Origin of the sequence: Janthinobacterium amylolyticum (assembly GCF_051380655.1) — a bacterium.
Taxonomy (GTDB): domain Bacteria; phylum Pseudomonadota; class Gammaproteobacteria; order Burkholderiales; family Burkholderiaceae_D; genus Janthinobacterium.
The window spans coordinates 197,142-211,028 of record NZ_JBNYXL010000013.1; the positions used below are offsets into that span (position 1 = coordinate 197,142).

10 protein-coding genes are annotated in these 13,887 nt (G+C 61.6%); 4 read left to right on the forward strand and 6 right to left on the reverse strand.

The annotated features are described in order from the left end of the window. The first annotated feature begins 6 nt into the window (after positions 1 to 6). A complete protein-coding gene (locus ACQ4WR_RS25180) occupies positions 7 to 1,599 on the forward strand; it encodes an alkaline phosphatase D family protein (RefSeq protein WP_436490626.1) in 1,593 nt (530 codons plus the stop codon). Here ACQ4WR_RS25180 and ACQ4WR_RS25185 read toward each other — a convergent pair. Next, the gene (locus ACQ4WR_RS25185) at positions 1,596 to 2,462 is read right to left on the reverse strand and encodes a LytTR family DNA-binding domain-containing protein (RefSeq protein WP_436490628.1); all 867 of its coding nucleotides are present in this window, start codon (positions 2,460 to 2,462) and stop codon (positions 1,596 to 1,598) included. The genes ACQ4WR_RS25180 and ACQ4WR_RS25185 overlap by 4 nt on opposite strands. A 156-nt stretch (positions 2,463 to 2,618) precedes the next feature. Between ACQ4WR_RS25185 and ACQ4WR_RS25190 the strand changes: the two genes are divergently transcribed. Further along, a complete protein-coding gene (locus tag ACQ4WR_RS25190) occupies positions 2,619 to 3,791 on the forward strand; it encodes an acyltransferase family protein (RefSeq protein ID WP_436490630.1) in 1,173 nt (390 codons plus the stop codon). Here ACQ4WR_RS25190 and ACQ4WR_RS25195 read toward each other — a convergent pair. The 4 genes from ACQ4WR_RS25195 to ACQ4WR_RS25210 form a co-directional block, all read right to left on the reverse strand. After that, complete coding sequence (locus tag ACQ4WR_RS25195; RefSeq protein ID WP_436490632.1) at positions 3,788 to 5,470, reverse strand: long-chain-fatty-acid--CoA ligase; 1,683 nt, start codon at positions 5,468 to 5,470, stop codon at positions 3,788 to 3,790. The genes ACQ4WR_RS25190 and ACQ4WR_RS25195 overlap by 4 nt on opposite strands. 62 nt (positions 5,471 to 5,532) lie before the next feature. Further along, positions 5,533 to 7,215 (reverse strand): long-chain fatty acid--CoA ligase, encoded by a 1,683-nt coding sequence (locus tag ACQ4WR_RS25200; RefSeq protein WP_102293453.1) that lies wholly within the window; start codon positions 7,213 to 7,215, stop codon positions 5,533 to 5,535. A gap of 276 nt (positions 7,216 to 7,491) precedes the next feature. Then, complete coding sequence (locus ACQ4WR_RS25205) at positions 7,492 to 8,547, reverse strand: aminopeptidase (RefSeq protein WP_436490634.1); 1,056 nt, start codon at positions 8,545 to 8,547, stop codon at positions 7,492 to 7,494. A 2-nt stretch (positions 8,548 to 8,549) separates the two neighbouring features. Then, a complete protein-coding gene (locus ACQ4WR_RS25210; protein WP_436490635.1) occupies positions 8,550 to 10,625 on the reverse strand; it encodes a molybdopterin-containing oxidoreductase family protein in 2,076 nt (691 codons plus the stop codon). Between the two features lie 207 nt (positions 10,626 to 10,832). Here ACQ4WR_RS25210 and ACQ4WR_RS25215 point away from each other — a divergent pair, with 207 nt between their 5' ends. Further along, complete coding sequence (locus ACQ4WR_RS25215; RefSeq protein WP_436490637.1) at positions 10,833 to 12,026, forward strand: M20 aminoacylase family protein; 1,194 nt, start codon at positions 10,833 to 10,835, stop codon at positions 12,024 to 12,026. Position 12,027: 1 nt separating this feature from the next. Here the strand turns inward: ACQ4WR_RS25215 and ACQ4WR_RS25220 are convergent, their stop codons facing one another. Continuing rightward, positions 12,028 to 12,930 carry an NAD(P)-dependent oxidoreductase gene (locus ACQ4WR_RS25220; protein WP_436490639.1) on the reverse strand — a complete coding sequence of 301 codons (903 nt, stop codon included), beginning with the start codon at positions 12,928 to 12,930 and terminating at the stop codon, positions 12,028 to 12,030. 101 nt (positions 12,931 to 13,031) lie between these two features. On the opposite strand from ACQ4WR_RS25220, the gene ACQ4WR_RS25225 reads away from it, so the two are divergent. Next, positions 13,032 to 13,592 (forward strand): acyloxyacyl hydrolase, encoded by a 561-nt coding sequence (locus ACQ4WR_RS25225; protein WP_436490641.1) that lies wholly within the window; start codon positions 13,032 to 13,034, stop codon positions 13,590 to 13,592. The last annotated feature ends 295 nt before the right edge of the window (positions 13,593 to 13,887 follow it).

Genomic DNA, 13,887 nt, shown 5'->3' on the forward strand with positions numbered 1-13,887 from the left:
AGCGCCATGGATAGCCAGCGCCGCATCTTCCTGCAGAGTGCGGCACGCATCGGCGCACTGGCCGCGGCCGGCAGCGTGCTGTCCGGTTCCAGCGCGGGTGCCGCCACGCGCCTGAATGGCACCGGCTATCCATTCGCGCTGGGCGTCGCTTCCGGCTCGCCGCTAGCCGATGCGGTGGTGCTGTGGACGCGCATCTGCTACGACCCGCTGCAGGCAAGCGCCACGCCCGCCATCGCCCTGACCGTGCGCTGGGAAGTGGCCGATGACGAAGGTTTCAGACGCGTCGTCGCCAAGGGGCAAGCCACGGCCACGCCCGAGCTTGCCCACAGCGTGCATATCGACGTGGGCGGCCTGGCGCCCGGACGCTGGTACTGGTACCGCTTCATGCTTGGCGATGCCGTCAGCCCCGTGGGCCGCACGCGCACGGCGCCCGCCGCCGATTCCTTGCCGGCCTCGCTGAAACTGGCCGTGGCTTCGTGCCAGCACTGGGAATTTGGCGCCTACGCGGCGCACCGGCATATCGCCGCGGCCGCGCCCGATCTGGTGGCGTTTCTTGGCGACTACATTTACGAGTGGGGCCCCTACCAGTTGCAGCATCCGAACCGGGCCGTGCGCACGCATGAAAGTTTTACGCTGGACGACTACCGCGCCCGCTATGCGCAGTACAAGAGCGACCGGGACTTGCAGGGGGCGCACCTGGCCGCGCCGTGGATCGTCACGTGGGACGACCATGAAGTGGCCAACGATTATGCCAACGACCGCGACGAACTGCTCACGCCCACCTTTCTCGCACGCCGCGCGGCCGCCTATCAGGCGTTTTATGAACACATGCCGCTGCGTTTGCTGCCGCTGGGACGGCGGGGCTTCGTCGACATGCGCATCTACCAGCGCTATGACTGGGGCCGGCTGGCCCGCTTCCACGTGCTGGACGACCGCCAATACCGCGCCCACCATGCGTGTGCCAGGCCGGGCCGTGGCGGCTCGAATTCCGTCACCACGCGCAACTGCCCCGACCTGCGCAAACCACAGCGCACGATGCTGGGCGAGGAGCAGCAGCGCTGGCTGCAAGCCGGCCTCGATGATTCTCCCGCGCGCTGGAATATCCTGACGCAGCAAACCCTGATGGCGCAATCGAGCCAGGTGCCCATCGCGCGCCCCGGCGATGAGCGCATCTGGACCGATGGCTGGGATGGCTATCCAATGGCGCGCCAGCACCTGCTCGACGCCCTGCGCAGCAGCAAGGCCAGCAACCCGCTGGTGCTGTCGGGCGACGTGCATACTTTCTATGCGTCCGAGCTGAGCCGCAATGCCATGCGCCCCGCCGGCAAGGACAATCCCGTGCTGGCCACGGAATTTTGCGGTACCTCGATCACCTCCAGCTCACGCCCGCAGGCGCGCACGGACCAGTACGTGGCGATGAACCCGCACATCCGCTATGGCCGCAGCGACAAGCGCGGCTACATGTTGATGGAGATCACGCCAGAAAAAACCACGACCCTGTTCCAGGGCCTGGGCAATGTGCGCGACAGCGCCTCCCCCATCGCGACGCTGGCCCGCTTTACCGTGCAGAACGGCAAGGCTGGCGTGCAAGCCGCCTAGCACATGTTTTTCAAGGCGTCGCGGTAGCGCCGGCTGACGGGCACCTCGCCACCGGTGGAGAGCATGGCGCGCGCGTCGCCGGATTCCAGCGGCACGATGCTCTGCACGAATGCAAGATTGACGATGTAGCTGCGGTGCACGCGCACAAAACGTTTGCCGTCCAGGCGGCGCTCGATGGCCGCCATGGTCGAGCGCAACGGGTAATCATGGCCACGCACGTGCAGATTCACATAATTGCCCCAGGCCTGTATCCATTCGATGTCGCCGGCGGGCAAGAGAAAATCCTTGCCCAGCTTGCGCACCAGAAACCGCTCGGGCTGCTGCACCGGCTCGACGGCCGGCCCTTCGTCCGGTTCGCCCAGCAGGGTTGCCTCGCCTTGCCAGCGCATCAGCAGCAACTGGTAGAAGCCCACGGCCAGCAAGACCAGGAAGTAAGTGCGCACATCTTTTACGTATTCATACGGCAGCTCGCGCCACCAGGCGCCGAAATCGTAGTGGCCGCCCTGGCTCCAGTACGCCAGCTTGCGCAAGGCCACCATGGCCGCCACATGCACCAGGCTGTACACCACCGAGGCGGCCAGGTGCCAGCGCAGGTTTTGCCGCTGGAACACCAGATGCAGGGGCCGGTACTGGCCCGCCAGGATGACCACGGGCACCAGCGCCAGCAAGACCAGGTTGCTGCTCCATTCCCATACGGCCACTTCCCAGAACGGCGTATGGACGCCGGTACGCCGCAGGTCGCGCCACACCAGCCAGCTGTTCACGCTGGCCTGCAGCAGCGTCAGCACGATCCAGAATCCCGGTTCGGCCACGCGGCGCCAGCGTTGATAACGTTGCAACAGATCGGTGGAAGAAAGGTGCATGGACTCAAAGAGTGAAGTAGTTGCACGATTGTAACGTCCCACACCCGTCCCAGGCCGGCGACTCGTCCCAGCCAGCCGTCCGCTGATCCCATTTTACTGGCTGCCAGCCCCGCCGCTGCCTATGCTGGGGCTTCCTTCACCCGACCTCCACCGACCATGAGCATTGATTCCCGCCGTCACGATATCGACGCCTTGCGCTTTCTCGTCTTCAGCTTGCTGATTGTCTATCACACTGCCCTGCTGTACATGGATGGCTGGAACTTTCACATGCACAGCAGCTACGCCACCGATGCCCTGAACATGCCGCTGGTCTTTCTCAACCGCTGGCGCATGGAAATCGTCTTCCTCGTTTCCGGCGTCTCGTGCGCCATGATGACGCAGCACCAGCGCGGCGCTTTCCTGTGGCGCAGGATCAGGCGTTTGCTGCTGCCGCTGCTGTTCGGCATGGCCGTCATCATCCCCATCCAGCCGTATTGCGAAGGCGTCAGCAAGGGCCTGGTCGCGCCTGGCTATGGACAGTTCCTGCTGCATTACTTTGGCGGCTATGCGTGGCCGTCGGGCGCCTTCGATGGCTGGCAATATGGTTTTACCTGGAACCATCTGTGGTACCTCGTGTACTTGCTGCTGTACACCATCGTGCTGGAGGCATTGCAGCCGCTGCTGGCGGCGCTGCGTCCGCTGTTCCTGCGCTTGCGCGGCTGGAAGTTACTCGTGCTGCCGGCCCTGCCCGCCTTGGCGGCCATGGTCTTCCTGAAAATGCGCTATCCGGAAACCCATGCTGTGGTGCATGACTGGTATGCGCACGCCATGTATTTCACGCTGTTCGTGTATGGCTGGTGGCTGGGCAATGACAAGGGACTATGGGCGGAACTGGCGCGCCTGCGCTGGCATACGCTGTGGCTGGGCCTCGCCGCGTTTGCCGTGTACATGGTTTTTGATCAGATTTATTCGGAGAACTTGCTGACGTGGGCCTCGATCGGTTCCTGGCCCATGCGCAAGCTGTATATGTGGCTGGCCATCTGCACCATCCTGGGCTGGTCGCATACGCTGCTGAACCGCCCCTTTCACTGGCTGCCATGGGCGCGACAAGCCGTCTTTCCCTGGTACATATTGCACCAGAGCGCGATCATCGTGCTGGCCTACTGGCTCGTGCCCCTGAAGCTTGGGCCCGTGGTGGAACCGCTGCTGATACTCGCTGGCACGGTGGCCATCTGCTGGATGGGGACGTCGCTGCTGATCAGCAAGGTGCAGTGGCTGCGTCCCTGCTTCGGCTTGCCCGCCCAGCCAGGACGGAACCTGGCGGCGGGCACAAGCCTGGCTGCGAACTAGGCAACCTTCTTTTCGTCGCGCAATTGACGGCGCAAGATCTTGCCGACGTTGGTCTTCGGCAATTCATCGCGGAACTCGATGTATTTCGGCTTCTTGTACGCCGTCAATTCATGCTTGCAGTGCTCACGGATCTGTTCCACCGTCAGGTTCGGATCCTTGCGCACGACAAACACTTTCACGGCTTCGCCCGAGTTGGCATCCGGCACGCCGATGCACGCGCACTCCAGTACGCCCGGGCAGGAAGCGACCACGTCTTCCACTTCGTTTGGATACACATTGAAGCCGGAAACGATGATCATGTCTTTCTTGCGGTCCACGATCTTCACATAGCCGCGCTCGTCCATGACGCCCACGTCGCCCGTCTTGAAGAAGCCGTCCGCCGTCATCGACTTGGCCGTTTCATCCGGACGCTGCCAGTATCCCGCCATCACCTGCGGGCCGCGCACGGCGATTTCACCCGGTTCGCCCAGCGGCACTTCCACGCCGTCGTCGTTGAGGATCGTCACTTCCGTCGACGGGAACGGCAAGCCGATGGTGCCCGTAAATTCCGTGATATCGACGCGGTTGCCCGTCACCACGGGCGACGTTTCCGACATGCCGTAGCCTTCGATCAGCGGGCAGCCCGTCAGTTTCAGCCAGCGTTCCGCCACGTTGCGCTGCAAGGCCATGCCGCCGCCATTGCACACTTTGTAGCTGGAGAAATCGAGCTTGGCGAAGTCCGCATTGTTCAGCAGGGCGTTATACAGGGTATTGACGGCCGGGAAGACGACGATCTTGTGCTTGGCCAGTTCCTTGACGAAGCCGGGAATGTCGCGCGGGTTCGGGATCAGCACGTTCAAGCCGCCCACGCGCATGCCCATCAGGGCGCTGACCGTCAGCGAATAGATGTGGTACAGGGGCAAGGCGCACATGAAACCCATCGAGGTGGCACGCATTTCCTTGGTCATCACGGGCGAAATCCACGCCTCGTTTTGCAGCACGTTGGCAATCACGTTACGGTGCAGCAGCATGGCGCCTTTCGACACGCCCGTCGTGCCGCCCGTGTATTGCAGGAAGACGATATCGTCATGGCCCTGCTGCACGGGCGTCAGGGTCAAGCGCGCGCCTTCGGCCAGCATCTTGTTGAAGCTGATGGCGTTCGGCAAGGAAAACGCCGGCACCATTTTCTTGATCTTGCGCACGACAAAATTGACGATCGTTCCCTTCAAGCCGCCCAGCATGTCGCCCATGGTGGCGACGATCACGTGCTTGACCTGTGTGTGCGGCAACACTTGCTCGACCGTCGTGGCAAAGTTTTCCAGCACAATGATCGCTTCGCTGCCCGAGTCGATCAACTGGTGCTGCAATTCGCGCGGCGTGTACAGCGGATTGACGTTGACCACGGTGTAGCCGGCACGCAAGATTGCCGCCATCGCCACCGGATACTGCAGCACGTTCGGCAGCATGATCGCCACGCGCGCGCCCGTCTTCAGGCCCTTGCTTTGCAGCCAGGCGCCCATCTGCAGCGACAGCTTGTCGAGTTCGCGGTAGGTGAGGAATTTATCCATGCACACGAAGGCGTTGCGGTCCGCATATTTCTGGAACGACTCTTCCAGCAAATGGGTCACGGAGCGGTATTGCGTGCAGTCAATCTCAGCGGGAACGCTGTCCGGGTACGACTTCAACCAAATCTTGTCCATCTATGCCTCATCTTTATCTGTATGAAAGGGTGTGCCGCCTGAATGCGCACACCCTGCACTGTTTATGCTGCTATCTTCGTTTCGTCACGCAGGGCGCGACGCAAAATCTTGCCGACGTTGGTCTTCGGCAGTTCATCGCGGAACTCGATGTATTTCGGCCGCTTGTAGCCGGTAAACTGTTCCTTGCAATACGCGGCCAGCACGGCCTGGGTCAGGTTCGGGTCCTTGCGCACCACAAACACTTTCACGGCCTCGCCCGAATGCTCATCAGGCACGCCCACGCAGGCGCACTCGAGCACGCCCGGGTGGGCTGCGATGACGGCCTCGACTTCGTTCGGATACACATTGAAGCCGGAGACAAGAATCATGTCTTTCTTGCGGTCGACAATCTTCACGTAGCCGCGCTCGTCCATGATGCCCACGTCGCCGGACTTGAAGTAGCCGTCGGGTGTCATGACTTTCGCCGTTTCATCGGGACGGTTCCAGTAGCCGCTCATCACCTGCGGACCGCGGATGGCGATCTCGCCCGTCTGGCCCAGCGGCACTTCCTTGCCGTCGTCATCGAGGATGGCGATGTCGGTCGACGGAATCGGCAGGCCGATGGTGCCGGAAAACGCCGTGCTGTCGGCGCGGTTGCAGGTGGCGACGGGCGACGTTTCCGACAGGCCATAGCCTTCGATGATGGACACGCCCGTCACCTGCAGCCACTTGTCGTTGACGGCTTGCTGCACCGCCATGCCGCCGCCATTGGCGATCTTCAAGCCCGAGAAATCGAGCTTGGCAAAGTCAGGATGATTGACCAGCGCGTTATACAGGGTATTGACCGCCGGCAACAGATTAAATTTGTATTTGCCCAGTTCCTTGATCAGGCCCGGGATATCGCGCGGATTCGGAACCAGGATATTCAGTGCGCCCACGCGCGTGCCCCACATCGCGCACGCCGTCAGGGCGAAGATATGGTACAGCGGCAAGGCGCAGACAATGATCAGCTGCTCCTGGCTGTTCTGGTCGAGTGCCGCGCCCGACCACGCTTCGCTTTGCAGCACGTTGGCAATCACATTGCGGTGGCTCAGGGTCGCGCCTTTCGACACGCCCGTGGTGCCGCCCGTGTATTGCAGGAAAGCGGGATCGGTGATGCTCAGCTCGACTGGCGTGAGCTTCATGCGGCCCCCCAGCGACAGCGCCTGCTTGAAGCGCATGGCATTCGGCAGGGAATACGCGGGCACCATCTTCTTGATGTTGCGCACGACAAAATTGACGATCGCGCCCTTCAAGCCGCCCAGCATTTCGCCCATGCTGGCAACGATGATGTGCTTGACGGCCGTCCTGCTCAGCACTTGCTCCAGGGTATGGGCAAAATTTTCCAGCACGATGATGGCTTCGCTGCCCGAATCGTTGAGCTGATGCTCGAGTTCGCGCGGCGTGTACAGCGGATTGACGTTGACCACCGTATAGCCGGCGCGCAGCACGGCGGCGATGGCCACCGGATACTGCAGCACATTGGGCATCATCAGGGCGACGCGCGCGCCTTTCTTCAGGCCACGGCTTTGCAGCCAGGCGCCCAGCTGGCGCGAATAGGCATCGAGTTCGGCATAGGTGAGAAATTTGTCCATGCAGACATACGCGTTGCGGTCCGCATATTTTTGAAACGCTTCTTCCAGTACATGCACCAGCGAACGATATTGATCAGGATTGATGTCGGCGGGGACGCCGGGAGGATACGACTTCAGCCAAATTTTTTCCATCCTGTGCCTCTTGTCTCGAATAATCGTGGGGGAGCCGACGCACCTTGCCGGCGCGGATCATTGCTGCGGATTCTGTCGTCCTGCAGTCAGTTTGAGCATTCTGACGAGCAATTGCTCTATGCTACTAACGCGATGCTATCGGTCGCCGCGCTTCCATGCAAGCGCTTTCAACAGTATTCGAGCGGCAATTTTAATGGTGTTTTATGCTGCAATGCAGCATGATAAATACGCTGTTGCAGGATCGCTCGCCTCGGTGCAAGGAACAATCTTTACGGGTCACGGGCTGGACAATTGTTCCAGCGCACGCCTGCGCTCAGGCTTCTTGATCTGGGCCATTGTGTGCACTGCAGCATAAAAAGCACGAAAGTTCTTTTTTTCTTCCAGCAATTTTTTGAAGGCAGGCAAAAATTCATTGTAGGTGGACACGGCCGCCAGGTGCGCATTGCTCAATGGCTGCTCGAACCAGCGGTCATAACCGGCAAATCCACCCCAGTTTTGCTTCAGCACCTGATACGCCTGTTTCAGCTCCGCAAACAGCTGCGCCTTGCGCGCGCGCTTCTCCGCATCGCTGGCGTCGCTGGCATACACGGCTTCCAGCTCGCCCCGGTAATGCAGCAGCAGGTCCAGAAAATCCTGGCGCCGCGCCGTGTATTGCGCATACGCCGCGCGCAGCGCATCATTGCCTTCGCGCGCCAGCCAGCGCTGCACGCCGGCCTCTTCCACGGCGCTGGCAAACGATTCATTGAAGGCCGAATCCCCGGGCACGTAGACGACCTGGTGCGCCAGTTCATGAAACACCAGGCGCGCCAGTTCCGCATCGTTGTAGTGGATAAAGGTGGACAGCAAAGGGTCGTCGAACCAGCCCAGGGTGGAATACGCGGGCACGCCGCCCACCTGCACGTCGTAGTGCTGGGCCCGCAGTTCGGCGGCATACGCCAGCGCCTCGTCCTTGCTGTAATAGCCGCGATAGCTGACGCAGCCGGCGATGGGGAAACACCATTGCAGCGGCTGCAGCGACAGTTCCGGCGTGGCCACCACGTTCCACAGCACGAAGGGCCGCTGCAGGGCGGCGTAATGCTTGTAGCTGCCATTGTCTGGCAAGTCCAGCTCGCTGACGGCAAAGCGGCGAATCTCCTGCGCCTTGGCCAGGCGCGCCTTCAGGCGTGGCTCCGTGGCAGGGTCGCTGAGCCAGTCATCGATGGGACGCGCGCCCGACCACAGCGCATATTGCCCTTGCGCCGCCTGCGTGTAGTAGCGCAGCTGCGTACAACCGCCCAGCAGCAGGCACACGGTGCCGACAAGCAAGTGGGCTGGCCAGCGCGCCCGTGCCATGCTCAGGCCGCCTTTTCCACTTCGACCAGCGTGTCGTAGAAGGTCGGCGCGCGGCCCATGTCCGTCAGGCGCTGGCTCGTCACTTCATTCGCATTCTTGCCGTCGCTGGCGAGCTTTTTCCACCACACGGACAGGCCCACCACCAGGCCTTTTCTCGCCTTGTCGGTGACCCTGGCCTTGGCCATAAAACTGCCGCGGTCGTTGAAGATGCGCACCATGTCGCCCGCCACGATGCCGCGCGTGGCGCAATCGTCGGGATGGATATCGAGGTGCGGCTCGCCTTCGGCGGCGCGCAGGCTTTTCACGTTGACGAAGGTGGAATTCAAAAAATTGCGCGCCGGCGGCGAAATCATGGCCAGAGGGAAGCGGGCCGCCAGCGCGGGATTGCTGGCCTGGGATTCATACGGCGCGATATACGCAGGCAAGGGATCGAGTCCCGCCTGGGCCATGGCGCTTGAATACAACTCGCACTTGCCCGATGGCGTCGGAAAACCGCCCGTGGCAAACGGCGCCTCCGGCATGGCCAGCTTTTGCCAGCCGCTCTGCTTCAACGACTCCCAGTCGAAATGCACGGCGCGCGCATCCGTGTTGTCGAATGCCTTGGCCGCCAGCGCATCGTCGCTTTCCTGGAAGCACGGGTCATCAAAGCCCATGTGCCGCGCCAGCAGGCGGAAGATTTCCGTATTCGCCTTCGCTTCGCCCAGCGGCGCCACGGCCGCATTGTTCGCCATCATGTACAAGTGGCCGTAGGTGGAATGCGCATCGACGTGTTCCAGCTGCGTGGTGGCGGGCAGCACGATGTCGGCGTAGTCGACGGTGTCTGTCTGGAAGTGCTCGAGCACGACCGTAAATAAATCTTCGCGGGCAAAACCCTGCGCCACTTTCGAGGAATCGGGCGCCACCGCCAGGGGATTCGAGTTGTAGACGATCACGGCGTCGACTTGCGGGCCGAACTCGGCGGAACTTTCTTTCAATAAATCGTCGCCAATGGTGCTCATGTTGATGGTGCGCGGCGTACCCTTCAGCAAATCGGGGCGCTGCAGGGCCTTGCGGTTGACGGGGAAGGAACCCGAACTCGACAGCTGCATGCCGCCGGCCGCATGGCGCCAGGCGCCCGTTAATGCGGGCAGGCAAGCGATATTGCGCACCGCCATGCCGCCGCCATGCACGCGCTGCACGCCGTAATTGGCGCGGATGGCCGCGCCCTCGCCATTGCGACAGGTCTGGCCGTACAGGCGCGCCAGGTTCACCACTTCCGCAGCCGTGATGCCGCACACCTCGGCCACGCGCTCGGGTGGCCATTCCAGTGCCCGCTGCTTCAGTTCAGCATAACCGATGGTGTACTGCGCAATATAGTCATGGTCGACCAGCTCTTCCGTGATCAGCACATGCATCAAGCCCAGCGCCAGGGCCGCATCGGTACCTGGCAGCAAGGCGATGTGCTGGTGGCATTTCTCTGCCGTCAGCGAACGGTAGGGGTCGATGGCGATCAGGGTAGCGCCCTGGCGCTTGGCCTCTTGCGCGCGCATCCAGAAGTGCAGGTTCGAGGCGATCGGGTTGCCGCCCCAGATGATGATCAATTTGGCGTTCTGGAACTGTTCCAGGTCCGTGCCGATGCTGGCGCCCACCGTGTAGCGGTAGCCGGTGGCCCCGGCCGAGGCGCAGATGGTGCGGTCCAGCAGGGAAGCGCCGAGCTGGTTGAAAAAGCGCGAGGACATCGATTCGCCCTGCACCAGGCCCATGGTACCGCAGTAACTGTACGGCAAGATCGCCTGTGGATCGCGCGCGGCGATCGGTTTCAGACGCGCGGCGATGGTCGCCAGCGCCTCTTCCCAGCTGATGCGCTCGAACTTGCCTTCGCCTTTCTTGCCCACGCGGCGCAGCGGGTATAACAAGCGGTCCGCATGGTAGGTGCGCTCCGTGAAGCGCGACACCTTGGTGCACAGCACGCCCGCCGTGGTCGGATGGTCGGGATCGCCCTTGACGCTGGTTGCCACCCCATCGGTCACCGTGACCAGCAAGGCACACGTATCGGGGCAGTCGAGCGGGCAGGCGGCGCGCACTTGGGTGGTGGTCATGGGGCAATCCAAAAAGCGTTGGCGGAAGGCGATACTGTAAACCATTCCGCGTGCTTGCTGTTGGCGCCAAAGCAAGCTCCGCCGTGCGCTGGATTTACCCGGCAAACAAGGGCTACAATGCACCATTAGCCGCGTCTGTTTTTGATCAAACAGCTGCGGTCCGGCGCGCCCTACATGGCTGCGTGCCAGCATCCACAGGAGAGTCCGATGAAACTAGTTGATCCCATCTTGGCGTTTCAATCCGAGCTGCAAGGTATCCGCCGCGACCTGCACGCGCATCCCGAGCTGTGCTACGACGAACAGCGCACCTCGGACGTCGTTGCCGCCAAACTGACGGAATGGGGCATTCCCGTGGTACGCGGCCTGGGCCGCACGGGCGTGGTCGGCATCATCCAGAACGGCACCTCGCAGCGCGCCATCGGCCTGCGCGCCGACATGGATGCCTTGCCGATGCAGGAAATGAATACCTTCGAGCACGCCTCGCGCCATCCCGGCAAGATGCACGCCTGCGGCCATGACGGCCATACGGCCATGCTGCTGGGCGCCGCCCATTACCTGGCGCAGCACCGCCATTTCGACGGCACCGTGTATCTGGTGTTCCAGCCGGCCGAAGAAGGCGGCGCGGGCGCGCGTGAAATGATCGAGGATGGCTTGTTTACCCGCTTTCCCATGGATGCCATTTACGGCATGCACAACTGGCCAGGCGCCGAAACGGGTACCCTGAGCGTGGTGGAAGGTCCGATGATGGCCTCCAGCAATGAATTCCACGTCACCGTCAAAGGCAAGGGCGCGCATGCTGCCCAGCCCCACAAGGGTATCGATCCTGTGATGGTGGCCGTGCAGATCGCGCAAAGCTGGCAAACCGTCATCACCCGTAACAAGAGCCCGCTCGATACGGCCGTGCTGTCGATCACGCAAATCCACGCCGGCAGCGCCACCAATGTGATTCCCGACGATGCCAGCCTGGTCGGCACCGTGCGCACGTTTACGACGCCCGTGCTGGACCTGATCGAGGAGCGCATGCGCGACATCGCCGTGCACACGGCCGCCGCCTTTGGCGCGGAAGTCGATTTCCACTTCAAGCGCAACTATCCGCCGCTGGTCAACCACGCGAAAGAAACGGCGTTTGCCGTCGACGTCATGAAAAGCGTGGTGGGCGCGGACAAGGTCAACGCCAATGTCGAGCCCACCATGGGGGCGGAGGATTTCGCTTTCTTCCTGCAAGAAAAAGCCGGCTGCTACATTTTCATCGGCAACGGTGATGGCGAGCACCGCGATGGCGGCCACGGTCTGGGCCCGTGCGTCTTGCACAACGGCAGCTACGATTTCAACGATAACTTGCTGCCGATCGGTGCCAGCTTCTGGGTCAAGCTGGTCGAAGCGAGCCTGCCCGTCGCGTAATTCAGCTCAGTTGATCGGGACCGCTGCCCAGGCGCTGGTCCGGATTCAGCGCTTCCAGGGCCAGCAGGGCGGCCGCGTGATCGGCCGTCGGGTGCGTGGCGGCCAGGGTTTCATAGCGCTGCGTCACCAATTGCGTCACCGGCAAGGTGACGTGGGCCGCTTCGGCCGCCGCCAGGATGTTGTGCATATCCTTGATCTGGCTTTTCACCTGGCCACCGGCCACAAAGTTCCGCTCCAGCATGCGCTGGCCATGCACCTCTAAAATCTTGCTCTCGGCAAAACCGCCACGGATGGCGGCGCGCACGGCGGCCGCATCTGCTCCCGCAGCCTGGGCCAGCAGCAAGGCTTCGGCGACGATATTCAAGGTCGCGCCGACGATCAACTGGTTGCACAGCTTGGCCACCTGGCCACTACCGGGCGGCCCCACCAGAGTCGGGCTGCCCATGGCCGCCAGAATCGCTTCGACACGGGCGTAATCGCCGGCACTGGCGCCGGCCATGATGGCCAGGGTACCCGCCTGCGCCCCGCCAACCCCGCCGGACACGGGCGCATCGACGAAAGCATGGCCGGCAGCCTGCAAGATGGCATGAAATTGCTGGGCTTCCGATTGCCTGGTGGAGCTCATGTCGATCCAGACAGCTCCTGGGCGCAAGGCCGGCAACGCGTCCTGCAGCACCTGCGCCACGATGGGGCCGGCTTCCAGCATCGAGATGACCACGTCGGCACCATTGACGGCCTGCGCGATGGAAATGGCTGGCTGCGCCCCTGCCGCACGCAGTAATTGGGCCTTGCTGTGCGTGCGATTCCAAATTGTGACAAAATATCCAGCGCGCAGCAGGCACCGGACCATCGGCCCTCCCATTAGGCCTATACCGAGAAATGCGATTTTTGTAGAAAATGTCAATTGAACCTCTGAGATCAAACAGGTGGCGGGAGCGATGTGCAAGACTAGGTGTCTGCGCAAACAAGACAAGCCTGACGGCCAATTTTACGATGAAAGCCTCTATGTCCTTCAAGAAGAATATCCTTAAATCCATCGCTGCCCTTACCGCGCTGATGGCAGCCAATGCCGGCTTTGCCGCCGACGACAAACTGATCGACTCCGTCTACGGCGAGTATGCCAAGGGCGTCAAAGTACAGATGGTGCGTGCCGGCGTAACCTCGAACTGGGATAAAGCCTGGTTCGTATCGAATGGCACGCAACTGAGCGGTTACTGGGATGCCAGCATCGGCGGCTGGGATGCCAAGAGCTATCAGAATGTCCCTGGTCAGCATCAAAAGCTGTGGGACCTGGGCTTTACCCCCGTGTTCCGTTTTGAAAATACGAACAAGCTGGGTTTTTATGCGGAAGCCGGCATCGGCGTGCACATGCTGTCGAAACTGTACAACAACGACGATGACCGCCTGTCGACCCACTTCCAGTTCGGCGACCACATCGGCGTTGGCTATATCTTCAATAACAAATGGGAAGTCGCTGCGAAAATCCAGCATTTCTCGAACGGCGGCTACAAGAAACCAAATAGCGGCGTCAATTACATGAACGTCAAAGTCGCTTACCATTTTTAATCAATGGTGATAAATGACAAAGGCAGCGCGCAGCGCTGCTTTTTTTTCGTCTTTTGTATGGTTTGGCTACCCTGGCCGGCTGGCGTAGTTGTCGGATTACGCGCGGCCTTGCCGCGCTAATCCGACCTACCCGATCCGGCCGGCGGTAAATCGACGTAGGTCGGCTTAGCGCGCAGCACGTAAGCCGACACCACCTGCGGCGTATCACGCAAACAAAACCACCAGACGAAAAAAAACCCGCCAATTGCTTGACGGGTTTTTCTCTACTGCGAATAACAAGCCTGACGATAACCTA

Excerpts from the sequence above, each read along its gene's own strand:
- ACQ4WR_RS25180 (WP_436490626.1), top strand. The coding sequence starts at position 7 with ATGGATAGCCAGCGCCGCATCTTCCTGCAGAGTGCGGCACGCATCGGC.
- ACQ4WR_RS25185 (WP_436490628.1), bottom strand. The coding sequence starts at position 2,462 with ATGCACCTTTCTTCCACCGATCTGTTGCAACGTTATCAACGCTGGCGC.
- ACQ4WR_RS25190 (WP_436490630.1), top strand. The coding sequence starts at position 2,619 with ATGAGCATTGATTCCCGCCGTCACGATATCGACGCCTTGCGCTTTCTC.
- ACQ4WR_RS25195 (WP_436490632.1), bottom strand. The coding sequence starts at position 5,470 with ATGGACAAGATTTGGTTGAAGTCGTACCCGGACAGCGTTCCCGCTGAG.
- ACQ4WR_RS25200 (WP_102293453.1), bottom strand. The coding sequence starts at position 7,215 with ATGGAAAAAATTTGGCTGAAGTCGTATCCTCCCGGCGTCCCCGCCGAC.
- ACQ4WR_RS25205 (WP_436490634.1), bottom strand. The coding sequence starts at position 8,547 with ATGGCACGGGCGCGCTGGCCAGCCCACTTGCTTGTCGGCACCGTGTGC.
- ACQ4WR_RS25210 (WP_436490635.1), bottom strand. The coding sequence starts at position 10,625 with ATGACCACCACCCAAGTGCGCGCCGCCTGCCCGCTCGACTGCCCCGAT.
- ACQ4WR_RS25215 (WP_436490637.1), top strand. The coding sequence starts at position 10,833 with ATGAAACTAGTTGATCCCATCTTGGCGTTTCAATCCGAGCTGCAAGGT.
- ACQ4WR_RS25225 (WP_436490641.1), top strand. The coding sequence starts at position 13,032 with ATGTCCTTCAAGAAGAATATCCTTAAATCCATCGCTGCCCTTACCGCG.